The 21272-nt window shown below is 74.1% G+C and carries 21 protein-coding genes; 10 read left to right on the forward strand and 11 right to left on the reverse strand.

Going from position 1 to position 21272, the window contains the following annotated elements; all coding sequences use genetic code 11:
• Positions 1-251 precede the first annotated feature (251 nt).
• Complete coding sequence (locus tag SZN_RS25165; RefSeq protein ID WP_007500140.1) at positions 252-662, reverse strand: hypothetical protein; 411 nt, start codon at positions 660-662, stop codon at positions 252-254.
• Positions 663-1226: 564 nt separating this feature from the next.
• The gene (mgrA, locus tag SZN_RS25170) at positions 1227-2219 is read right to left on the reverse strand and encodes an L-glyceraldehyde 3-phosphate reductase (protein WP_007500143.1); all 993 of its coding nucleotides are present in this window, start codon (positions 2217-2219) and stop codon (positions 1227-1229) included.
• Positions 2220-2358: 139 nt separating this feature from the next.
• Between mgrA and SZN_RS25175 the strand changes: the two genes are divergently transcribed.
• Complete coding sequence (locus tag SZN_RS25175) at positions 2359-3246, forward strand: LysR family transcriptional regulator (protein ID WP_007500146.1); 888 nt, start codon at positions 2359-2361, stop codon at positions 3244-3246.
• 25 nt (positions 3247-3271) lie between these two features.
• Entirely contained in the window at positions 3272-3781 is a 510-nt protein-coding gene (locus SZN_RS25180) for a mycothiol transferase (RefSeq protein ID WP_007500147.1), read from the forward strand.
• Positions 3782-3847: 66 nt separating this feature from the next.
• On the opposite strand, the gene SZN_RS25185 is transcribed toward SZN_RS25180, so the two are convergent.
• From SZN_RS25185 to SZN_RS25200, 4 genes are all read right to left on the reverse strand, one after another.
• On the reverse strand, positions 3848-4918 hold the full coding sequence (locus tag SZN_RS25185) for an adenosine deaminase (RefSeq protein ID WP_007500149.1): 1071 nt from the start codon (positions 4916-4918) through the stop codon (positions 3848-3850).
• Between the two features lie 90 nt (positions 4919-5008).
• Positions 5009-5395 carry a VOC family protein gene (locus tag SZN_RS25190; protein WP_007500151.1) on the reverse strand — a complete coding sequence of 129 codons (387 nt, stop codon included), beginning with the start codon at positions 5393-5395 and terminating at the stop codon, positions 5009-5011.
• 119 nt (positions 5396-5514) lie between these two features.
• On the reverse strand, positions 5515-6414 hold the full coding sequence (locus SZN_RS25195) for an aldo/keto reductase (protein WP_007500154.1): 900 nt from the start codon (positions 6412-6414) through the stop codon (positions 5515-5517).
• Positions 6415-6451: 37 nt separating this feature from the next.
• Positions 6452-7162 carry a chitinase gene (locus tag SZN_RS25200; RefSeq protein ID WP_007500156.1) on the reverse strand — a complete coding sequence of 237 codons (711 nt, stop codon included), beginning with the start codon at positions 7160-7162 and terminating at the stop codon, positions 6452-6454.
• Between the two features lie 493 nt (positions 7163-7655).
• Here SZN_RS25200 and SZN_RS42780 point away from each other — a divergent pair, with 493 nt between their 5' ends.
• Both SZN_RS42780 and SZN_RS42015 read left to right on the forward strand, forming a co-directional pair.
• Entirely contained in the window at positions 7656-8069 is a 414-nt protein-coding gene (locus SZN_RS42780; protein WP_425274472.1) for an acyl-CoA dehydrogenase family protein, read from the forward strand.
• A 180-nt stretch (positions 8070-8249) separates the two neighbouring features.
• Positions 8250-8642: a hypothetical protein gene (locus SZN_RS42015; RefSeq protein WP_007500158.1), complete on the forward strand. Its 393-nt coding sequence runs from the start codon at positions 8250-8252 to the stop codon at positions 8640-8642.
• Here the strand turns inward: SZN_RS42015 and SZN_RS25210 are convergent.
• The gene (locus SZN_RS25210; protein ID WP_007500160.1) at positions 8636-9601 is read right to left on the reverse strand and encodes a glycoside hydrolase family 6 protein; all 966 of its coding nucleotides are present in this window, start codon (positions 9599-9601) and stop codon (positions 8636-8638) included. The two genes, SZN_RS42015 and SZN_RS25210, sit on opposite strands and share 7 nt — an antisense overlap.
• A gap of 909 nt (positions 9602-10510) precedes the next feature.
• Between SZN_RS25210 and SZN_RS25215 the strand changes: the two genes are divergently transcribed.
• A complete protein-coding gene (locus SZN_RS25215; RefSeq protein WP_043732963.1) occupies positions 10511-11524 on the forward strand; it encodes a LacI family DNA-binding transcriptional regulator in 1014 nt (337 codons plus the stop codon).
• 467 nt (positions 11525-11991) lie between these two features.
• On the opposite strand, the gene SZN_RS25220 is transcribed toward SZN_RS25215, so the two are convergent.
• The 3 genes from SZN_RS25220 to SZN_RS25230 form a co-directional block, all read right to left on the reverse strand.
• Entirely contained in the window at positions 11992-12159 is a 168-nt protein-coding gene (locus SZN_RS25220; RefSeq protein ID WP_007500164.1) for a hypothetical protein, read from the reverse strand.
• A gap of 90 nt (positions 12160-12249) precedes the next feature.
• Positions 12250-14325, reverse strand: coding sequence for an MMPL family transporter (locus tag SZN_RS25225; protein ID WP_007500166.1), 2076 nt, complete (start codon positions 14323-14325; stop codon positions 12250-12252).
• A gap of 139 nt (positions 14326-14464) precedes the next feature.
• Positions 14465-14980 carry a MarR family winged helix-turn-helix transcriptional regulator gene (locus tag SZN_RS25230; protein WP_007500168.1) on the reverse strand — a complete coding sequence of 172 codons (516 nt, stop codon included), beginning with the start codon at positions 14978-14980 and terminating at the stop codon, positions 14465-14467.
• Positions 14981-15105: 125 nt separating this feature from the next.
• On the opposite strand from SZN_RS25230, the gene SZN_RS25235 reads away from it, so the two are divergent.
• Both SZN_RS25235 and SZN_RS25240 read left to right on the forward strand, forming a co-directional pair.
• Positions 15106-16638 carry an SDR family oxidoreductase gene (locus SZN_RS25235; protein WP_007500170.1) on the forward strand — a complete coding sequence of 511 codons (1533 nt, stop codon included), beginning with the start codon at positions 15106-15108 and terminating at the stop codon, positions 16636-16638.
• 63 nt (positions 16639-16701) lie between these two features.
• Positions 16702-18072, forward strand: a complete 1371-nt coding sequence (locus SZN_RS25240) for a cryptochrome/photolyase family protein (protein ID WP_007500172.1) — start codon at positions 16702-16704, stop codon at positions 18070-18072.
• A gap of 158 nt (positions 18073-18230) precedes the next feature.
• Here SZN_RS25240 and SZN_RS25245 read toward each other — a convergent pair whose 3' ends face one another.
• Positions 18231-19280, reverse strand: a complete 1050-nt coding sequence (locus tag SZN_RS25245) for a MerR family transcriptional regulator (RefSeq protein WP_050815115.1) — start codon at positions 19278-19280, stop codon at positions 18231-18233.
• Between the two features lie 166 nt (positions 19281-19446).
• Here SZN_RS25245 and SZN_RS25250 point away from each other — a divergent pair, with 166 nt between their 5' ends.
• From SZN_RS25250 to SZN_RS42785, 3 genes are all read left to right on the forward strand, one after another.
• Positions 19447-20064 (forward strand): sigma factor-like helix-turn-helix DNA-binding protein, encoded by a 618-nt coding sequence (locus SZN_RS25250; protein WP_007500177.1) that lies wholly within the window; start codon positions 19447-19449, stop codon positions 20062-20064.
• Positions 20065-20255: 191 nt separating this feature from the next.
• Complete coding sequence (gene sigK, locus SZN_RS25255; protein WP_007500179.1) at positions 20256-20840, forward strand: ECF RNA polymerase sigma factor SigK; 585 nt, start codon at positions 20256-20258, stop codon at positions 20838-20840.
• Positions 20837-21272, forward strand: a 436-nt coding sequence (locus SZN_RS42785) for a zf-HC2 domain-containing protein (RefSeq protein WP_007500181.1), incomplete at its 3' end; no start/stop codon positions are given. The genes sigK and SZN_RS42785, both read left to right, overlap by 4 nt.

Genomic DNA, 21272 nt, shown 5'->3' on the forward strand with positions numbered 1-21272 from the left:
GGTGCAGGCCGGGCGGGCGGCGGTGGCCGGGCGGGCCCGTACCGGTCCTGGAGAACGAGGGCCGCTCCAGCGCGTGGTGGCCCCGGCGCGCGGCCAGCACGTCGGCCGGGCCCGTACCGGTCCTGGAGAACGAGGGCCGCTCCAGCGCGTGGTGGCCCCGGCGCGCGGCCAGCACGTCGGCCGGGCCCGCTCGGCGGCGCCCGCGGGCGGGTACCGCGGGACCCGCCCGCCGCGGGGCGGGTTCGGCGGGGTCAGGCGACCGGGAGGACCAGCCCCGGGGCGGTGCGCTGCATCCGCAGGGCGTCGATGGACTCGGCGAGCAGTTCGTACTCGGTGGTCTCGTCGCTCACGGCGAGCCTGACCAGCTGTCCGGCCGCCAACTCGTCGGCCACCCGCTCCTGCTGGACGAGGTCACCGCACCAGGCGCGCAGCGCGGCGGGGACGTCGGGCGCGGTGTCGGCGACCGGGACGAGCGCCCTCGGGGGAAAGTGCTCGGCCTCCGGTCGCGGGTCTAATCGCTCGGCCATCCAGGAAGCCCGGTCCCGCAGCCACCACAGGGCGAGCGGGAGGGTGGGCGCCCGGTAGGTGCCCAGGGGGACCCCGATGCGCCGTCCGCCGCAGACGCCGTACGCGGTGACATGGCAAAGGAACTCGTCGTGCATGTGGCCTCCCCCGTGCTGCCGTGTTCGCCTGTCGGCGGACCTCGCTTTCCCTGCGGCTCGTGAGCGGTGTGTAAGGGCGCCGTCGCCCCATGTGAAGCACCCTCGTAGTTGAGTATGTTCACTACTGAAACACTGTCACCATGACTTTCCGGCCACTCTCCTGGCATATTCACGGGGTTCGATGGCCGAATCATGACGGGTGGGAGTAAACCTCTGAGGAGGGCCGGGCGGGCGTGCGCGGGCGTGCGCGCGCCCCGTGCCGGACGGGCGCGGCCGCCCTGGCCGTCCGCCGCGACCGGGGCCCGGTGGCTGAGCAGCGACGACAGCCCCGTCCGAGGCCGTTAGGGCGGGTCCGCCGGGGGGAGCGGGCCGCGCTGACGCGCTCCGGTCGCGCTTCGGGGTCTGGAGGATCGCGGAGCCGGGCGCACGCGGCGCGGCGTGCGCGGGCGGCGGAACCGGTCAGCGGGGCCGCCGGACCCCGGGTCCGAAAAACCCGGGTGCCGGCCGCGGGAGGGGCCGGACCCGGGTCGTACGGCCGGGGTCCGCGCACCCCGGGCCGGGCGGTCAGCCCTTGATCACGGCGTCGATACGGGCCAGTTCCCCGGCGTCGAAGCCGAGGTTGCCGATCGCGGCGACGCTGTCCTCGATCTGCCGGGCGCTGCTCGCCCCGACCAGCGCCGAGGTGACCCGCCCGCCGCGCAGCACCCAGGACAGGGCCATCTGCGCCAGGCTCTGGCCGCGCGCCCCGGCGATCTCGTCGAGCGCGCGCAGCTTGGCGACGAGGTCCTCGGTGATGGCGTCGGACTTCAGGAAGGGGCTGTCGCCGGCGGCGCGCGAGCCCTCCGGGATGCCGTCCAGGTAGCGGCCGGTCAGCACGCCCTGCTCCAGCGGGGAGTAGACGATCGAGCCCACCTGGAGCTCGTCCAGGGTGTCGAGCAGGCCCTGGTCCTCGGGACGGCGGTCCAGCATCGAGTAGCGGGGCTGGTGGATCAGCAGCGGGGTGCCCAGCTCGCCCAGGATGCGGGCGGCCTCGCGGGTCTGCTCGGCCGAGTAGTTCGAGACGCCGACGTACAGCGCCTTGCCCTGCTGCACCGCCGTGTGCAGGGCGCCCATCGTCTCCTCCAGCGGAGTGTCCGGGTCGAAGCGGTGCGAGTAGAAGACGTCGACGTGGTCGAGGCCCATCCGCGTGAGGCTCTGGTCGAGCGAGGACAGCATGTACTTGCGCGAGCCCCACTCGCCGTAGGGGCCCGGCCACATCAGGTAGCCCGCCTTGGTCGAGATGATCATCTCGTCCCGGTAGGGCGCGAGGTCGGCCTTGAGCGCCTCGCCGAACGCGGACTCGGCGGCGCCGGGCGGCGGGCCGTAGTTGTTGGCCAGGTCGAAGTGGGTGACCCCGAGGTCGAAGGCGCGGCGCAGGATGGCGCGCTGCGTCTCGACCGTGCGGTCGGGTCCGAAGTTGTGCCACAGGCCGAGCGACAGCGCGGGGAGCCTGAGGCCGCTGCGTCCGGTGCGCCGGTAGGGCATGTCCGCGTAGCGGTCGGGGTGTGCGGTGTACAACGCGACTCCAGAGGGGTTGGCACAGGAGGAACGGTTCCGGGGTGAGCCGGGGGTGTGGTCACCGTCCACTCTGTCGCGACCTGCGGGCAGTGGTCCAACAGGTAAATCTGATGGGATTCAGCGGCTACGCTGCTCAATCATGGAACTGCGCCATCTCCAGCACTTCGTGGCCGTCGCCGAGGACCAGCACTTCACCCGGGCGGCCGAGCGCCTGCTGGTGTCCCAGTCCGGCCTGTCGGCGTCGATCCGGGCGCTGGAGCGGGAGTTGCAGACGCCGCTGTTCGTCCGCACGACCCGGCGGGTGACCCTCACCCCGGCCGGCCGCGCCCTGCTGGGCGAGGCGGAGCGGGTCCTGGCGCAGGTGCGGGCGGCGCACGAGGCGGTGGCGGCGGTGCAGGGCGTGCTGCGCGGCATGCTGGCGCTCGGCTCGGAGCAGTGCGTCGCCGGGGTGAACGTGGCGAGGCTGCTGGCGGCGTTCCGCAGGGAGCATCCCGACGTGGAGATCTGCCTGCGCCAGGCCGGTTCCGGGGCGCTGGCGGAGGAGATCGCGGGCGGCCGCCTGGATCTGGCCTTCGCCGTGCGGACCGCGCGGGAGGACCTGGAGCAGTTGCGGGCGGTGCCGCTGACCGCCGAGCCGATGACGCTGCTGTGCCATCCGAGTCACGCCCTCGCGCGGGCCGGTGCCGCGGTGACGCCGGAGGACCTGGGCGGGGAGGTCTTCGTCGACTTCCACCCGGACTGGGGGCCGCGGCGGGCCACCGACGCGGTGTTCGCGGCCGCGGGGGTCCGCCGGACCGTGGCCCTGGAGGTCAACGACGTGCACAGCCTGCTGGACCTGGTGGACGAGAACCTCGGCGTGGCCTGCGTGCCCCGGCACTTCCGGCACAAGCGCCCCGCGCTGACCGCGCTGCCGGTCGAGGGCGCGGGCGACACCGTCTACGAGACGGTCGCGCTGCTGCCGGCCGCCCAGGCCACGAGCCCGGCGGCCCGTGCCCTGATGGCGCTGCTGGAGAGCGAAGGCGCCTGAGCGGGCGATGCGCGAGGGTGGAGCCATGCATGCCAAGGACATCCTCATCGAGGGGTACCAGCGCGTCAGGGAAGAGGTCCACGCCGCGGTCGGGGGCCTCGGCCCGGACGAGCTGGCCGCCCGCCCCTCCCCCGACGCCAACTCCGTCGCCTGGCTGATCTGGCACCTCACCCGGGTCCAGGACGACCATGTGGCCGACGCCTTCGGCCTCGACCAGGTGTGGCCGGCGCAGGACTGGCAGCGGGCGTTCGCGCTGGACCTGCCCCGCCACGACACCGGGTACGGCCACACCGCGGGCGAGGCCGCCAAGGTCACCGTCGCCTCCGGCGCGCTGCTGACCGGCTACCACGACGCCGTCCACGCCCAGACCCTCGGCGTGCTGCGCGCGCTGGCCGCCAGGGATCTGGAGCGGGTCGTGGACGAGCGGTGGGACCCGCCGGTCACGCTGGGCGTGCGCCTGGTCAGCGTCCTGTCCGACGATCTCCAGCACGTCGGACAGGCCGCCTACGCGCGGGGACTGCTCGGCCTCGGCTGAGTCCCGCCGCGCGGGGAGGTACGGGCCCCGGGTGGCGTACGCCGGGCACGGCGGGGTGCCGCCGGCTCAGAGCGCCGCCGCGTACCCCGGCAGCACGACGTCCTCGATGAGGGCGGTGCGCTCGTCGAACGGGATGAACGCGCTCTTCAGGGCGTTCACCGTGACCGTGCGCAGGTCTTCGACGCCCCAGCCGGCCTGCTCGACCAGCAAGGACATCTCGCGGGTCATCGTCGTGCCGGAGACCAGGCGGTTGTCGGTGTTGAGGGTGACCCGGAAGCCCAGTTCCCGCAGGGCCGTGACGGGGTGCTCGGCGATCGAGGAGGCCGCGCCGGTCTGGAGGTTGGAGGTCGGGCACATCTCCAGCGCGATCCGCCGGTCGCGCACCCAGCCGGCCAGCCGGCCGAGCTTGCCGTCGACGATGTCGTCGGTGATGCGCACGCCGTGGCCGATGCGCTGGGCGCCGCACACCTGGACGGCCTGGTGGATGCTGGGCAGGCCGTGCGCCTCGCCGGCGTGGATGGTGAAGGGCACGTTCTCGCGGCGCAGGTGCGCGAAGGCGTCGAGGTGGTCGGCGGGCGGGAAGCCGTCCTCGGCCCCGGCGATGTCGAAGCCGACGACCCCGGCGTCGCGGAAGGCCACGGCCAGGTCGGCCGCCTCGCGCACCCGGTCGAACATCCGCATCCCGCACAGCAGGGTGCCGACCCGCACCGGGGTGCCCGCGGCGGCGGCCTTCGCCATCCCGGCGGCGAGCCCTTCCTGGACGGTCTCGACGACCTCGGCGAGGGTCAGTCCGCCGTCGGTGTTCAGCTCCGGCGCGTAGCGCACCTCGCCGTACACGACGCCGTCGGCCGCGAGGTCGAGGACGTACTCCTCGGCCGCCCGCAGCAGGCCCTCGCGGGTCTGCAGCACGGCGAGGGTGTGCGCGAAGGTCGCTATGTAGCGGACCAGGTCACCGGAGTTGGCGGCCTCGTAGTACCAGGCGGCGAGCTCGTCGGGGTCGGTGGTGGGCAGGGTGTGGCCGGCCTCACCGGCGAGCTCCACCAGCGTGGCGGGGCGCAGGCCCCCGTCGAGGTGGTCGTGCAGGACGGCCTTGGGGAGGCGGCGGATCAGAGCGGCGTCTATGCGCGTAGCGGTCATGGTGCGGCTTTCCTCGGGCGGGCGGTGCGAAGCGCGGGTGCGGGGGATTCGGGAGCGGCCCCGGGCCGGGAGGGAGGCGGGCGGGGCCGGTCAGGCCGCCGGCTGGAGCAGGTCCCAGCGGTTGCCGTACAGGTCCTGGAAGACGGCCACCGTGCCGTAGGGCTCGTGGCGCGGCTCTTCCAGGAAGGTCACCCCGGCCGCCCGCATCCGGGCGTGGTCGCGGGCGAAGTCGTCGGTGTGCAGGAAGAACCCGACCCGTCCGCCGGTCTGGTCGCCGATCCGGGCGCGCTGGCCGTCGTCCTTGGCGCGGGCCAGCACCAGCGCGGTGCCCTCGTCGCCGGCCCGGACGACGACCCAGCGGGAGCCGTCCGGGCGCGGGGCGTCCTCGACGAGCCGGAATCCGAGGGCCTCGGTGTAGAAGCGGATCGCCTCGTCGTAGTCGCCGACGACAAGGGTGACCAGGGCGATGCGTCTCATCGGAGCCTTCCGGGACAGGTGGTTTGACGGAGGAGGTTATACGTAAAACTCCTTCGGCGCCAGTCATTGCGTGCCGCTTCGCCCGGTGGTGGCCGGGTGGGCCGGTCCGCCCCGGCCGGTCAGCCGGTCCGCGCCGCGTCGAGCAGCGCCAGCTCCGCCGGGCGCAGCCGCAGGCCGCCGGCGGCGACGTTCTCGGCGAGGTGGTCCGGGTCACCGGTCCCGGGGATGGCGAGCACGTGGGGGCCCTGGTGCAGGGTCCAGGCGAGCCGTATCTGGGCGGGGGTCGCGCCGTGGGTGCGGGCGACGGCGCGGACCGCCTCGCCGTGCGCGGTGGTCGCGCCCCGCTCCCCCGCGTCACCGGCCACCGCGTAGAACGGTACGAAGGCGATGCCCTGTTCGCCGCAGCGGCGCAGCAGTTCGTCGGCCTCCGGGTCGGGCCGGTCGAGCGCGTACCGGTTCTGGACGCTCACCACGGGCGCGATGGCCTGGGCCTCGGTGAGGTGGCGGGGCTCCACCGCGGAGATGCCGAGGTGCCGGACGAGACCGGCCCGGCGCAACTCGGCCAGGGCGCCGAAGTGCTCGGCGATCGAGTCCTGCCGCATCCGGCGCAGGTACACCAGGTCGAGGTGATCGCGGCCGAGCTGTCGCAGGTTCTCCTCGACGTGGGCGCGCAGTTGGTCGGGGCGGGCGGCGGTGCCCCACCGGCCGTCGTACGCGCGGTGGGGGCCGACCTTCGTGGCGATGACGAGGTCGCCGGGGCAGGGTGCCAGTGCGCTGTTGATGAGTTCGTTGGCGGAGCGCAGGGCGGAGAAGTAGAACGCGGCCGTGTCGATGTGGTCGACGCCGAGTTCGACCGCCCTGCGCAGGACGGCGATCGAGCGGGCCCGGTCGCTCGGGGCGCCGTGGTGGAAGGGGGCGCTGCCGGTGAGCCGCATCGCTCCGAGGCCGACGCGGCCCACGGGCAGGTCGCCGAGCCGCCAGGTGCCCGCGGCGTGTGCGGTGAGCGTCTCCGAGGTCATCGGCGGAGTGTCGCACACGCCCCGGGCACCGCGGCGCTCAGCAGGAGAGGTTGGCGCCGGGGGAGACCCCGAGGACGGAGGTGAAGCGCTGGTAGGCGTCGATGCGGCTCTGCACCTGCGCGGGGTTCTTCCCGTCGCATTCCAGGGAGCCGTTGATGGAGCGGATGGTCTGGCCGAAGCCGGCCTGGTTGACCATGGCGTTGTGGGGGGTCATGGTGCCGGGGCCGTTCTGGGTGTTCCAGTACCACAGGCCGGTCTTCCAGGCGACGTCCGACTCGTTCTGCACCCGCCAGGGGTTGTTGAGCAGGTCGATGCCGAGGGCGTCGCCGGCCGCCTTGTAGTTGAAGTTCCAGGAGAGCTGGATCGGACCGCGCCCGTAGTAGGCGGACTGCCCGGCCGGGCAGCCGTAGGGCTGGTTGCGGTCGCAGTAGTTCGGGTAGTTGGCGGTGTTCTGCTCGACGACGTGGACGAGTCCGCCGGTCTCGTGGTTGACGTTGGCGAGGAAGGCGGCGGCCTCCTGCTTCTTCACCGTGTCGCTGCCGGTGTTGGCGAAGCCGGGGTAGGCGCTCAGCGCGGCGGTCAGCCCGCTGTAGGTGTAGAACGCGTTCCGGTTCGGGAACATCTGGTTGAACTGGGCCTCGCTCACCACGAAACCGGCGGCGGACGCGCTCGGGGCGGGCTGGAGCAGCAGCGCTGCGCTGCCCAGGGCCAGGGAGGACACGAGTGCGGCGGTACGGCGCCTCGACACAGGACCAACTCCTTCGCGGAGCACGGCCGCTCCCGGCCAAGGGCAGCGTGGGGGCGGGCCTTGTGCGCACGCGCCGACTGTGTCGGCCACGGCGTGGGGGCGGCCGTGGTGGGGGGTTTGGCCATCCACTCAACAGTCTTGGTATGTACCAGTCAAGGGTGTAGACCAGGCCGAGAAGGGGCGATCGGAGTCCGTGCAGGTCAACGACCCTGCCCGGCAACGGAGTCGGAGGGAGCGGCAACCCAGCCGGGGCCAACCCGGCGGCTCCCGCCGCAAGGTGCCGCCGGGTCGTCGCGCCGGCTGAGGGTCCTTCACCCGGTCTCCGGCGTACGGTGACCGCGGCCGTGGCGGCGCGCTCGCCCCCGCTCGCCCCCGCTCGCCCCCGGCGCAGCGCCCGGGACCGGCGCGCGACACACGCGGTCGCGGGCGCCGCGCCGGTTCGGCCCCTCCCCCGGCGGGAATTGCGTGCATGACCGACTCGACGACCGACTCGATGTCCTACTCCACGACCGACGCGGACCGCCCCCTCGTCACCCGGGCCAGGCGTCCGGCCCGGGACCTGCTCGCCCCGCAGGCCGCACGCGTCGACCAGGAAGGCATCCCCCCGGGCCACCTCGACGCGATCAAGGAGTCGGGGCTGCCCGGGGTGAACGCGCCCGCGGCGTACGGCGGTTGGGCGGCCCCCCGCCGCGGTGGCCCGGCGAACGGCGGAGATCCTGGCGGGCGCGTGCCGCTCGGCGTGGTGCGTGCGGACCCGGCACCGCACGCCCGTCGCGACGCCGGCCGCGGGCGAAGGGGCCGTACGGGAGCGGCCGCTGGGTCCGCCGGCGCGCGGCGAGCCGCTGCCGGGTGTGGCGTACGCGCAGGTGCGGGCGTATCCGCGCACTCCGGTGCGGGGCACGCGTGAGCGCGGCGGACGGCGGTTCGAGGGAACGGTGTCCCTGGCTTTGTTCACGGCTTGTGAAGCACGTGGTTCACGGGTTGGGGAAGCACCCGGATCCACGGCCGGGTGATGTTCACGCGTACTGAATTCACCGGGGTTCCCGCCAGGGCGGCATCAGGATGCTCTTGGTGAAAGGTCCTGGCCATGCCACAGATGCCGAAGGTCGAGCTGTACGCGGCGATCCGCCGCGACCACCGCGGCGGTACGGAGATCCGGGAGATCGAGCGCAAGCACAACGTGTCGTGGCGGACGGTCCGTGAGGCAGTCGACCTGGCCCGGCCGGAACCGGGGAAGCAGTTGCCGCCCCGCCCGGCCGGACTGGGTCCGTACGAGCCGCTCGTCGACGAAACGCCGAGGGGGGATCTGGACGCGCCGCACGAGCAGTGGTGCGTATCGCGTGGTCGAGGTCAACTGTGTGCTGAGCGTCCGACAGCGGCCAGGAACCGCCGTGTGCCATACGGTCAACGGACCCTGGCCGGGGAGACGGGTGTGGTCGGCGGCGAGGACCTGACCACGGGTGGCCGAGGAGATCAGTAGCCGTAGACCATCTTGTAGGCGACCTCGGGGAGGAACTGGCCGGCCACCGAACCGGCTCCTACGCCGCAGTTGCCGTCGGACTCACCCGGGGTCTTGATCCACAGGAGCATCTCGGCGCCGCCGCCCATCTGGGGTGGCGCGCCCGTCCTGCGGCCGGCGGGGTTGCACCATGCGCCGTTCGAGCCGTTGCCGTTGCGGCTGGTGTCCACGACGAACGGCTTGGTGTATCCGCTGGTCGAACCCAGCGCGGCGTTGACCGCGTTGGCGTAGGTGGTGTTCTGTGCAGTGGTGTAGTAGTTGGAGACGTTCAGCGAGAAGCCGTGGGCACGGCTGAGGCCCGCGGCGTTCAGGCTCGCGGCCATCTCGGGGGCGCTGCGCCAGCCCGGGTTGCCTGCGTCGAGGTAGACCCAGGTGTTGGGGGCCTTCTGGTTGAACTGCGTGATCGCGTTGTTGAGAAGGGTGTTGCGTTCGGCGATCTGGGCGGCGGTCATGCAACTGGCGTCGCCGAGCGCGTCCGGCTCGAGGATGACGACAGCGGGCCTGGCGCCGATGCCGCCGGCGAACGCGGCGATCCACGCGTTGTAGGCGGCGACGGACCCCGCCCCGCCGCCGGACTGGCCTCCGCAGATGTCGCGGTTGGGGATGTTGTAGGCCACGAGGACGGGCAGCCTGTCCGCGGCGTCGGCTGCGCCGACGTAGGCCCCCGTCGCGGTTCCGATGGTGCCGCTCCAGTTGCCGAACCAGCGGGCCATGGGCTTCGTGGCGATGTTGTCGCGGATGGCGGGTGCTCGCCCGTCGCCCGGGTTGGCGGCGGCCCACAGGGCCGGACTGGAGTTGGGGTCGGCGTAGAAGCCGCTGGTCAGCGTGGTCGGGTCGGCGGCCTGGGCGGGCGGGGAAGCGAAGAGGGTCAACGGCAGCGCAAGCAGCGCCGCCGTCATCACACGGCGGAGGTGACGCATGGGAGTACCTCAGTTCCTGATGGGGACGCGTCGCACGGCTGTCGTCCCGGGCGTGCGACGCGGAGGAAGAGACGGTGGGACGACGTCTTGGGCAGCTCACGGCTCGGACGGGGACGCACACCACAGACGATGAATTGGGAGCGCTCCCACTGAAAGCGCTCCCAATTCGGGATCCGGCTCCAGTGGTGGTGAACGGTATCCTGTGGCCGGTAATTCACCCTGTCAAGGGACCTCGCGTCACTTCCCTTTGACGTTGAGGCAACACGGACGGACGCAAAACTGGAAGCGCTACCGGTACCGTCCGCGCCAGGATCCCCGGGGCGAACCTCGCGTCGGCCACGACGGAATGCCGCGGCGCAAGTCAGAGGGTTGTGCCGTGTCAGCACTCGGCGCTCGATGACGCCGCCGAAGTCAGCGGTACCCCCGGAGCCGCGCATCCGATCGCCGGTTGCCCGACGCTCGAGAGGGCGACCGGGACCGCGAGGTCGTAGGCGATCGACCGGGCGCGGAGCGCGGTCGAGTCGCGCCCGGCGAAGACCCGTACCGCGTTGTGGAACCACAGCGAACACGCCGGCCGGGCAAGCAGTCTGTCCTCCAGCCAGGCTGAAGCGCCGGCTTTCCGGCCGCCGCGACAGGACTTGCCGTGCCCACGGCACTCTTCGGCCGCAATCCCGGCTCGTCGCTCTCCCCGACGTGCCGGGACGTCCGACATCACACGGCGCCCGAGGCCGGGCGACCGCGCGGAGACAGGGCAATCAGGACCCGACGGCCAATGGCATCACCCGGATACGATCACCCAGCAGCAGGCGGCTCGCCTGCCTTCTCCCGAGGCCACGGTCCGGTCGGCCGGGCCCGTGGGAGCATCAGCGTGTTCACCGCAACGATGGAGTCCGAGGAGTTGGTGTTGCGATGCAGCCGACGCCCAGGCGCATGCCGACCCTCGATGAGGTGGCCGCACGAGCAGGCGTATCGCGGACAGCGGCTTCCCGGGCGATCAACAACGTCCCGCATGTGAGCCGGGCCAAGCGGGAGGCGGTCGAACGCGCCGTCCGTGAGTTGGGATACGTGCCGAACCCGACTGCTCGGGCGCTGGCCAGCAGCAAGGTCGGCGCGGTGGTACTGGCCGCTTCCAGTGACGAGACCGGCCTGTTCGCGGACCCGTTCTTCGCCGAGATCATCGTCGGGGTGAGCGGGGCCCTGGAGGAGACCGACCTGCAGCTGCTCCTGGTGCTCGCCAATACGCCGCGCGGCCGCGACCGCCTGCAGCAGGTGATCCGCTCACGCCGTGCCGACGGCATCATGCTGATGGCGCTGCGTGGCGACGACCCGCTGGGACGGCTGGCCGAGGTTGCCGGGATGCCGGTTGTCTTCGGCGGCTTGCCTCTGGCCGGGGAGCCCCGCTGGTATGTGGATGTCGACAACAGGGGCGGCGCCAGGCTGGCCGCCGATCACTTCGTGCGCGCAGGGCGGACCAGACCCGTCATGATCACAGGTCAGGTGGACAGCCAGGTCTCGGTTGCCCGCGAGCAGGGCTTCGCCGAGGGGCTGACGCTGGCCGGCGTGCCGCTGCTGGGAGTCTCCTCCGGTGCGTTCCAGGTGGAAGGGGGTGCGGAGGCGATGGAGCAATTGCTCGACGCGCATCCGCAGTTGGACGCGGTTTTCGCGGCATCGGACGGGATGGCGCTCGGTGCGCTGCAGGTGCTGCGTCGTCGCGGGCGGCTGGTGCCCGAGAACGTCTCGGTGATTGGCTTCGACGACCTGGCCGGTGCTCGGCACGCCAACCCGCCGCTGACCACCGTGCGCCAGCCGGTCAGGGCGCTGGGGCACGAGATGGCGAGGATGCTGGTCGGCGCGATCGACGGACAGGACCCGAGCCCGCTGATCCTGCCGGCCCGGCTGACGGTCAGGGAGTCCGCACCGTAACCGGCCGCGCTGCGCCCAGTACGACCCATCGGGTCCCAACTGGCCGTTTCGTTCGGATCATTGCACGGACTGCCGTCATTCTTCGTGAGCATCACGAGCCGGTTGATGACCAGCTGCCGCCGAAACCCATCGACAGACGCTGCTGCTGAACGTGAACAAAGCAAGTGCCCTGCGGCTGGAGGAGGTCCGCGCCCGCGCCTACGCCCTGGCCGACCTCTCCGGCACGGAGGGGACACTCGCCGGGCGCCTAGCGCTGCCCGTCGGGGCTGCCGGGCCGACGCGGACGGCCACCACCGCGGTGGTGGTGGCCGCAGGGGGCCGCTCCCCGGCGCTGTCACGGACGGCGCGACGCCTCGCGCGCGAGGCCCTGTTCCTGCTGGTGCAGGGGCAGGCGGCCCCGTCGCGCGAGGCGCATCTCGCGGCGCTCGTGGCGGACGGCCCCTGGCGGGGCCGTCCGCCCGGCCCGCTCAGTCGTCGTCGTGGACGGGGACCACGACGAGGAAGGCGTCCGCCTGCAGATCCATCACGACGGTCGCCGGCTCACCGTGGGCGCGGCACTCGGCGGCGTACTCCTCCGCCGGCCACGACCCGCGCGGAGCCCCGGCGGGAAACCGCTCCAACACCTTCGCGCCCATAGCGGCAGCCACCTCCAGAATCGGACTTCTGCCAGTAGACCGGGAATGTGCCCGGTACGTTCCGCTTGCCCGCCATCGGCGCGAGCATGTTCACCGCTTCGGGTTTTCCGGGACGGACGTCGGCCACCACACCCGCGGTCCGATGTCCCGGACCAGAGCGGGCACCAGCAGGGACCGGACGACCAGGGTGTCGAGCAGGACGCCGAAGGCGACGATGAAGGCGATCTGCACGAGGAACGCCAGCGGGATCACGCCCAGCGCGGCGAACGTCGCGGCCAGCACCACACCGGCGGAGGTGATGACCCCTCCGGTGCTCACCAGCCCGCGGGAGATGCCCTGCGCCGGTCCGTGGCGCAGCGTCTCCTCCCGCACCCGGGACATCAGGAAGATGTTGTAGTCGACGCCGAGGGCGACGAGGAAGACGAAGCCGTACAGCGGCACCGACGGGTTCGTGCCCGCGAAGCCGAGGACGTTGTCGAAGACCAGCGCGGACACGCCCAGCGTGGTGAGGAAGTTGAGCGCCACCGTCGCCACCAGCAGCACGGGCAGCAGGAGCGAGCGCAGCAGCGCGATCAGGATGAGGAGGATGATGGCGAGGACCACGGGCACGATGAGCGCGCGGTCGCTCTCGGCGGTGGTCAGGGTGTCGTACTGCTGGGCGGTGTAGCCGCCGACCAGGGCGTCGGCGCCCTGGACCTTGTGCACGGCGGTGCGCAGCCGGACGACGGTCTCCTGCGCGGCGTCGCTGTCGGGTGCCGCCTGGAGGGTGACGTCGATCCGCGCGCGGCCGCCGACCACGAGGGGGGCGTCGCCGGGGCGGCCCGAGGCGCTCACCGCGGCGGCCGAGGCGACGCCCTCCGTGCCCTGGGCGGCCTTGACGACCTCCGTGAGCCGGCCGGCGTCGGTGACGACCACGGCCGGGTTGCCGGAGCCCGCCGGGAAGTGCCGGCTCAGGGTCTGCTGCGCGGCGACGGACGGGGCGTCGTTGACGAAGGTCTCGTCGAGCGGGACTCCCTTGGAGTTGAGCATGGGCGCGAAGGCGGCACCGGCGAGCAGGGCGGCGAGGGTGAGCGCCCAGACCTTGCGCGGCGCCCGGTCGACCAGGGCGGCGACCTTGTGCCAGATGCCTTCGCGCTCCTCGTCCACGGGGCGGGGCTTGGCGGGCCAGTAGGCGGCGCGGCCCAGCAGGACGAGGGCGGCGGGCAGGAAGGTCAGCGAGGTCAGGACGGCGCCGGCGATGCCGATGGCGCCGACCGGGCCCAGGGCGCGGTTGTTGGTGAGGTCGCTGAACAGCAGGGCGAGCAGTCCGAGGGCGACGGTGGCGGCACTCGCCGTGATCGCGGCCCAGGACTGCCGCAGCGCGGCCGCCATGGCGGCGAACCGGTCGCTCTGCTGGGCGAGTTCCTCGCGGTAGCGGGCGGTCAGCAGCAGGGCGTAGTCGGTGGCCGCGCCGATGACGAGGATCGACAGGATGCCCTGGACCTGTCCGTCGACGCGGACGATGTCGCGGGCGGCGAGGGCGTACACGACGGCGCAGGCGACGCCCAGCGCGAAGACCGAGCCGACGATGATGACCAGGGGCAAGAGCAGACTGCGGTACACGAGCAGCAGGATGACCAGGACGACGACCAGCGCGACGGCGAGGAGCAGTCCGTCGATGCCGGCGAAGGCGTCGGACAGGTCGGCCTGGGTGGCGGCGGGCCCGGCGAGCTGGACCGTGGTGCCGGGGACGCGTTCGGCGGCGGCCTTGACGCGTTCCAGGGTCGGGGCGAGGTCGTCGCCGAGGTCGGGGCGCAGCGGGATGACGCCTTCCAGGGCCAGGCCGTCCTTGGAGGGGATCGCCGGTGAGATCTCGCCCGCGACGCCGGGCGAGCCGGAGAGGGAGGCGAGGACCCGGCCGGCGTCCGCACGCGCTGCGGCGACCCGGGCGTCGCCCTCGCCGGTCCACAGGACGATCAGGGGCAGCGTCTCCTTCTGCCGGAAGGCGCGCTGCTGCTCTATCACCTCCGTCGACTCGGCGCTGCGGGGCAGGAACGCTGCCTGGTCGTTGGTCGCGACCTCGCCGAGCCGCCCGGCGTAGGGGCCGAGCGCGCCTCCGGCGACGAGCCAGACGACCAGCAGGAGCAGGGGGACGAGCACGCGGCTGCGTCGGGTGGGGGAGGACATCGGTCTCCAGGGCTTTCCGTGCGACGGGTACCTCGACAACAAACAATCTCGATGATTGAGATATCTGCTGCCGCTGATCGTAGACGACGCCTGTCCTTCCGCCCGCGGCCGGGTACCGGATGCACTCGGCGCGAGCGGATCAGCGCCCGGCCGGACCGGCCGCTCCGAGCGTGCCCAGCTCCTCGTTCATCGCGGTGAGGAAGCGCAGCACCACGGCCAGCTCCTCCTCGCTGAACCGGGCCCGCGCCGCCTCCGTCGCAGCGGCCAGCGGACGGAAGTAGGACCGGGCGGTCGCGCGCGCGTCGGGGGCGTAGTGCAGATGGACCACCCTGCGGTCGGCGCTCTCCCGCACCCGCCGGATGTGCCCCGCCCGCTCCAGCCGGTCCACGCACGCCGTGACGGCGCCCGAGGTCAGCCCGAGGTGCCTGCGCAGCCCGCCGGGGGTCATCGGCTCCTCCGCGTCCATGATCGCGGCGAGGGCCTGGATGTCGGTGGGATGCAGGCCCTGTCCGGCCGCGAAGGCGTGGACCAGCCGGTTGATCTCGCCGTTCATGCGCCGCAGCCGCACCGCGAAGGAGAACAGGTCGGCCGGCGTTGCGTCCGCGCCGGTCCCCGGCTGCGCAGCGCGTGGCTGCCCGTCGTTCGCTGTGCCCACGCGATCAGCTTATCGACCGCCGGTTCCCTCACGGGAGTGCGGCCCGGCCCGCACGCATCCGAAAGCCGCCCGCGCGGGGAAGGGATCACCAGGGGGTACCGACGGGTGAGGCGAGGTGAGGGCCGATGCGCAGGGAGCAGGACGCGGCGCGTGACGGACTGCGGTGCCTGGTGACCGGGGCCACGGGCTACATCGGCGGGCGCCTGGTGCCCGAGCTGCTGGAGGCCGGGCACCGGGTGCGCTGCCTGGCCCGCTCCCCCGACCGGCTGCGCGACCACCCGTGGGCGGCGGACGCGGAGGTGGTGCGCGGCGACGTCACGGACGCCGCGTCCGTGGGCCGGGCGCTGGAGGGCGTCGACGTCGCCTACTACCTGGTGCACGCCCTCGGCACCGGCAAGGACTTCGAGGAGACCGACCGCAGGGCCGCCCGCGTCTTCGCCGAACAGGCGCGGGCGGCGGGCGTCCGGCGCATCGTCTACCTCGGCGGGCTCACCCCCGCGGGCGTGCCCGAACACGAGCTGTCCCCGCATCTGCGCTCGCGCACCGAGGTCGGCCGGATCCTGCTCGGCTCCGGGGTCCCGACCACCGTCCTGCGGGCCGCCGTCATCCTCGGCTCGGGCTCGGCCTCCTTCGAGATGCTGCGCTACCTCACCGAGCGGCTGCCCGTGATGGTGACGCCCGGCTGGGTGCACACCCGTATCCAGCCCGTCGCCGTCCGGGACGTGCTGCGCGCCCTCGTCGGCAGCGCCGGGATGCCCGAGGACGTCAACCGGACGTTCGACATCGGCGGACCCGACGTCCTGACGTACCGGGAGATGATGGTCCGCTACGCCGCCGTCGCGGGCCTGCCCCGGCGGATCATCATGGCGGTGCCGATGCTCACCCCCCGGCTGTCGAGCCTGTGGGTCGGCCTGGTGACGCCGGTCCCCTCCGCCATCGCCCGGCCGCTCACGGAGTCCCTGCGCCACGAGGTGGTCTGCGCCGAGCACGACATCGCCGCGCTGGTGCCCGATCCGCCGGGGCATCCGATCGGCTTCGACGAGGCGGTGCGGCTCGCCCTGCGCCGGGTGCGCGACGCGCGGGTGACGACCCGCTGGTCGTCGGCCTCGGTGCCCGGCGCCCCGAGCGACCCCCTGCCGACCGACCCCGACTGGGCGGGCGGCAGCCTGTACGAGGATCAGCGCGAGCGTCAGGTCGACGCCTCACCCGAGGCGCTGTGGCGGGTCGTCGAGGGCATCGGCGGCGAGAACGGCTGGTACTCCTTCCCGCTGGCCTGGGCGGTGCGCGGCTGGCTGGACCGGATGGTGGGCGGCGTGGGACTGCGCCGGGGCCGGCGCGACGCGGCCCGGCTGCGGGTCGGCGACTCCCTGGACTTCTGGCGGGTGGAGGCGATCGAGCCCGGCCGGCTGCTGCGGCTGCGCGCCGAGATGCGGCTGCCGGGGCTGGCCTGGCTGGAGATGCGGGTCCTCACCGACGGGGGCGGGCGCACCCGCTACCGGCAGCGCGCCCTGTTCCATCCCCACGGCCTGCTCGGCCAGGCGTACTGGTGGAGCGTCTCCCCCTTCCACGCCGTCGTGTTCGGCGGCATGGCCCGCAACATCGCGCGGGCCGCGGCGAACACCTCCGCACCCGCCGCGGACCACGCCCCCGTGCGCTGACCGTCCCGCCCCGCCGGCCGGGCGGGACGGACCCGCCTCCCACGACTGCACGGAGTACACGCCATGAGCATCTCGGTCGTCCTGTTCACGTCCGACCTGCGCCTGCACGACCATCCGCCGCTGCGCGCGGCCCTCGACGGCACCGAGTGGACCGTCCCGCTGTTCGTCCGGGACCGGGCCGTGGACGCCGCCGGGTTCGCCGTCCCCAACCGGCTGGCCTTCCTCGCCGACTGCCTGCGCGACCTCGACACCGGTCTGCGCGAGCGCGGCGGCAGGCTGGTCCTGCGCGAGGGCGACCTCGTCGACCAGGTGGGCAAGGTGGCCGCGGAGGCGGACGCGGACGAGGTGCACATGGCCTCCGACGTCAGCGCGCACGCGCGGCGCCGTGAGGAGGGTCTGCGGCGCGCGCTGGAGGCGGAGGGTGTACGGCTGCACGTGCACGACACGGTGACCACGGCCGTCGCGCCGGGCGCGGTGACCCCGGCCGGCTCGGACCACTTCGCCGTGTTCACGCCGTACTTCCGGCGCTGGTCGAAGGAGCGGCTGCGCGATCCCCTCCGCGCCCCGCGCACCGTACGGGTCCCGGAGGGCGTCGGCTCCGATCCGCTGCCCGTCCGCGGCGAGGTGCGGGGCCTGTCGGAGGGGCTCGCCGAGGGCGGCGAGGAGGCGGGCCGCACGCGGCTCACGGCCTGGCTGCGCCACCGGGTCTCCGCCTACGAGGACCGGCACGACGACCTCGCGGGCGACGCCACGTCACGGCTCTCCCCGCATCTGCACTTCGGCACCCTCTCCCCCGTCGAGCTCGTCCACCGGGCACGGCGGGCCGGCGGGCCCGGCGCGGACGCCTTCGTACGGCAGCTCGCCTGGCGCGACTTCCACCGGCAGGTCCTCGCGTCCCGGCCGGACGCGGCCACCGCCGACTACCGGGCCCGCCACGACCACTGGCGCTCGGAGCGGGAGGCGGGCGAGGACATCGCGGCCTGGAAGGAGGGCCGCACCGGCTATCCGGTCGTCGACGCGGCGATGCGCCAACTGCGGCACGAGGGCTGGATGCACAACCGCGGCCGGCTGCTGACGGCGAGCTTCCTCGCCAAGACCCTGTACGTCGACTGGCGCGTCGGCGCCCGGCACTTCCTCGATCTGCTGGTCGACGGCGACATCGCCAACAACCAGCTCAACTGGCAGTGGGTGGCCGGGACCGGCACGGACACCCGGCCCAACCGGGTCCTGAACCCGGTGGCCCAGGCCAGGCGGTACGACCCCGACGGCGGGTATGTACGGCGCTGGGTACCGGAGTTGGCCGAGGTGGCGGGCCGCGCGGTGCACGAGCCGTGGCGGCTGCCGGACGACGAGCGCGCCGGGCTGGACTACCCGGACCGCATCGTCGACCTCGCCGAGGGCCTGACCCGTTTCAAGCGGGCGCGGGGTCGCTGAGCGCGACGGCCCGCAGTGGAGCGGGGGTTGACGCGGCGGCGCAGTGGGCGCCGTGGTCCCGGTGCGCGCGACGGCTCGCGGTGGCGCGGGGGTTGGCGCGGCGGGGTGGTGCGGCGGCAACCGGTCTGCTCGCGCGCCGCGTTCGGGGGCCGGCCGGGTCACTGCGGCTCGCCGGGGGGTGACTCGGCGTAGAGGCCGGACAGTTGGTCGAGGGCGTCCCGCAGCCCGGTGGGCCGCAGCATCCCCTTGCCGGAGCGCCCGAGCCAGCCGGGCCCGCCGAGCATCACCGCGGTCCGGGCGCGCGCACCGCGCACCCCCCACTGGGCGCCCGCGATGTGCTGGGCCAGCGGCACGCTCGCGGCCGACCGGGTCTGGGCCCACAGCACGACGGCCGCCGGACCGATCCGGGTCACCGCGGCCGACAGCGCCTCCGCGGGGACGGCACCGCCGAACATCCGGGTGGGCAGGCCCCGTTCGCACAGGCCGGCGTTGAGCGCCTCCAGCGGCAGGCTGTGCTGCTCGCCGGGTACGCAGGCCAGCAGCATCGGCCCGGGTGCGGGTCCCGTGGCCTGCGCCGACAGGGGACGGGTGTGGCGGCGCAGCGCGCTGGACACATGCCAGGACAGCAGGTGCTCCACCTCGACGTAACGGTCCCCGGACGAGGCCCACTTGCGGCCCACCGCGTGCAGCGTCGGCACCATCACCTCCTGCCAGGCGACGATGAGGCCGTGGTCCCGTATCGCCGACGCCAACTGCTGTTCCACGGCGGGCGCGTCGAGCCGCACCGCGGCGCGGGCGAGGCCGCGGCACTCCTGGCGCACGTCGCCGAGCGGCAGGGTGCCGCCCGCGTGGGATCTGGCCCGGCCCGCCTCCGGCAGCGTCATGTCCGGCGCGACGACCGCCTCGGGGACCTCCGAACCGCTGCGCGCGGTGCGCGCCGCCTCCGCGGGCGGCACCCCCGCCGACGTGAGCCGGCACATCGCCTCCAGCACCGCGACGTCCTGCGGCGTCCAGCGCCGGTGGCGGCCCTCACCGCGCACCGCCGGGCCGATCCCGTACCGCCGGTCCCAGGACCGCAGCGTGGTGGGCGACACCCCGAGGCGGCGGGCCAGCGCACCGGTCGTGAGGCCCGCCCCCGCCGGGTCCGGCCGCACCACCCCGGTGTCCGCCCCGGTCGCTCTGCCCGCCTCAGTCGCTCTGCCCGCCATGGGTCCGACGATACGACGCACAAGCGATGCGTGTTGAAGGGCTTCGGCGGCCGCTCACACGATGGCGTGACACGGTCGGCGTTCCGCCCCACGGCGGGCCACCGGTCCGTCCAGCGGTCACCGCCGTGGCCCGCGCCGTACGTCCGCCAGGAGAGGAGCCCTCGGCATGACCCCGCCACCGAGCGCCGCGCGCCCGCCCCGCTCGGCCTCTGCCCCGGACGGCGCGGCACCCGCGCCGTCCGAAGAGGCGGCGCCGGCGCGGGGCCTGGTCAGGGGCGACGAGGCGGGTCCGGCCACGGTGTACCGGCGCTGGTCGCCCCTGGTGCACACGCCGGCCCGGCGGGCGCTGGACGACGCCGGGGAGGCGGAGGACGTCACGCAGCGGGTCTTCATCGGCGTACGGCCGGGGCGGCGCGGCCACCGGACCGAGCGCGGCCCGATCGCCGGGCGGATCTCGGGCGTCACCCGGCGCGAGATCGCCGACGCGCCGTCCGCCCGTACCCGCCGCGGTGCCCTCGCCGCCTGCGCGGGCCTGCGCCCGGTCCCCGGACGGGCGGGCGACGGCCGCTGCACCGACGCCGCCCGGGACCGGCTGCTGGTCCGGGACGCGCTCGCCGGGCTGCCGGAAGCCCCGCAGCGGGTGCTGCGGCCGGCCTTCCACGAGGACCCGGCCCGGACGCAGATCGCGCGACGCGCCGGACGGCCGCTCGGGACCGTCAACTGCCGTGAGCGGCGCGGCCTGCGCCGTCTGCACCGCTCGCTGCGGGAGGACGCCGGCACCTGAGCGGCCGCGCCGGTGCGTCCGGCGCGCGGTCGCGGGCAGAAGCCACCATCGGCGGCGCGTTTTCTCGCGCCGCACCGGGGGGAGCACGGCCCCGCTCCCCCCTCCCGTCCCCGGGGAGGTCGGCGCTCCTCGGGGACGGGCCGCCGGTCCGCGGACCGGGCCGGACCCGCCCCGCTCCCGGAGGACCCCCCGTGAAGGAAGCCGTGTACATCGGCGCGAACCCGTCGTCGGAACCCGACCTGGCGGAACTGCTGCACCGCGTCGCACTGGGCGACCACCAGGCGTTCGCCGCGCTGTACGACCGCGTGGCGGGCTCCGTCCTCGGCGTGGCGCGCGCCGTGCTTCGCGACCGGGCCCAGTCGGAGGAGGTCGCCCAGGAGGTGCTGGTGGAGGTGTGGCGCACCGCGCCCCGGTACCGGCCGGACCGCGGCACCCCCGCGAACTGGATCCTCACGCTGGCGCACCGGCGCGCCGTGGACCGGGTGCGCTCGGTCGAGGCCGCGGCGGCGCGGGAGCGCAGGGCCGCGCTGCTGGACCGGCTGCCCGAGTTCGACGAGGTGACCGAGGAGGTGGAGGCCCGGCTGGAGCGGGAGCAGGTGCGGCGCTGTCTGCGCACCCTCACCCAGGTGCAGCGGGAGGCCGTCACGCTCGCCTACTACCGGGGGCTGACCTACCGGGAGGTCGCCGACGTGCTGACCCTGCCGCTGGGCACGGTGAAGACACGGCTGCGCGACGGGCTCATCCGGCTGCGCGACTGCCTGGGGGTGGGCACGTGACAGCCGTCGACCCGCACACGCTGACCGGCGCCTACGCCCTGAACGCGCTCCCGGACGAGGAGCGGCTCCTCTTCGAACGCCATCTCGCGCGGTGCGAGAGCTGCGCCCGCGAGGTCGCGGGACTCGCGGCGGCAGCGGCGGCGCTGGGGCTCACGGACCCCGGGTGGCAGGACCCGGCGCTGCGGGAGCGGGTGCTGCGCCGGATCGGGGCCGTCCCCCAGGACCGGCCGGTCCCGGAACCCGACGGGCCGCCCGGACCAGGGGTCCCCGGGACCGGCCCTGCCCCGCGGGACTTCGGTCCCGCCCCCGGCGCCGACCGCCGGCGCGCTCCCCGGCAGGCCGGACACGACCCCGCCGACCGCCGCCGACCCGCCGCGGACAGCGGCCCCGCCCGCACCGCGGACGGCCGTCCCGCGAGCTCCGGGGTGGACG

The sequence above is a fragment of the Streptomyces zinciresistens K42 genome (genome assembly GCF_000225525.1).
Lineage (GTDB): Bacteria > Actinomycetota > Actinomycetes > Streptomycetales > Streptomycetaceae > Streptomyces > Streptomyces zinciresistens.

Bases quoted from the DNA above. Each gene is read 5' to 3' on its own strand.
- SZN_RS25225 (WP_007500166.1), bottom strand. From the start codon at position 14,325: ATGTCCTCCCCCACCCGACGCAGCCGCGTGCTCGTCCCCCTGCTCCTG.
- SZN_RS25165 (WP_007500140.1), bottom strand. From the start codon at position 662: ATGCACGACGAGTTCCTTTGCCATGTCACCGCGTACGGCGTCTGCGGC.
- SZN_RS25215 (WP_043732963.1), top strand. From the start codon at position 10,511: ATGCAGCCGACGCCCAGGCGCATGCCGACCCTCGATGAGGTGGCCGCA.
- SZN_RS25195 (WP_007500154.1), bottom strand. From the start codon at position 6,414: ATGACCTCGGAGACGCTCACCGCACACGCCGCGGGCACCTGGCGGCTC.
- SZN_RS25210 (WP_007500160.1), bottom strand. From the start codon at position 9,601: ATGCGTCACCTCCGCCGTGTGATGACGGCGGCGCTGCTTGCGCTGCCG.
- SZN_RS25220 (WP_007500164.1), bottom strand. From the start codon at position 12,159: ATGGGCGCGAAGGTGTTGGAGCGGTTTCCCGCCGGGGCTCCGCGCGGG.
- SZN_RS25245 (WP_050815115.1), bottom strand. From the start codon at position 19,280: ATGGCGGGCAGAGCGACTGAGGCGGGCAGAGCGACCGGGGCGGACACC.
- SZN_RS25175 (WP_007500146.1), top strand. From the start codon at position 2,359: ATGGAACTGCGCCATCTCCAGCACTTCGTGGCCGTCGCCGAGGACCAG.
- SZN_RS25240 (WP_007500172.1), top strand. From the start codon at position 16,702: ATGAGCATCTCGGTCGTCCTGTTCACGTCCGACCTGCGCCTGCACGAC.
- SZN_RS25185 (WP_007500149.1), bottom strand. From the start codon at position 4,918: ATGACCGCTACGCGCATAGACGCCGCTCTGATCCGCCGCCTCCCCAAG.
- SZN_RS42015 (WP_007500158.1), top strand. From the start codon at position 8,250: ATGCCACAGATGCCGAAGGTCGAGCTGTACGCGGCGATCCGCCGCGAC.
- SZN_RS25190 (WP_007500151.1), bottom strand. From the start codon at position 5,395: ATGAGACGCATCGCCCTGGTCACCCTTGTCGTCGGCGACTACGACGAG.
- SZN_RS25250 (WP_007500177.1), top strand. From the start codon at position 19,447: ATGACCCCGCCACCGAGCGCCGCGCGCCCGCCCCGCTCGGCCTCTGCC.
- SZN_RS42780 (WP_425274472.1), top strand. From the start codon at position 7,656: ATGTCCTACTCCACGACCGACGCGGACCGCCCCCTCGTCACCCGGGCC.
- SZN_RS25180 (WP_007500147.1), top strand. From the start codon at position 3,272: ATGCATGCCAAGGACATCCTCATCGAGGGGTACCAGCGCGTCAGGGAA.
- SZN_RS25235 (WP_007500170.1), top strand. From the start codon at position 15,106: ATGCGCAGGGAGCAGGACGCGGCGCGTGACGGACTGCGGTGCCTGGTG.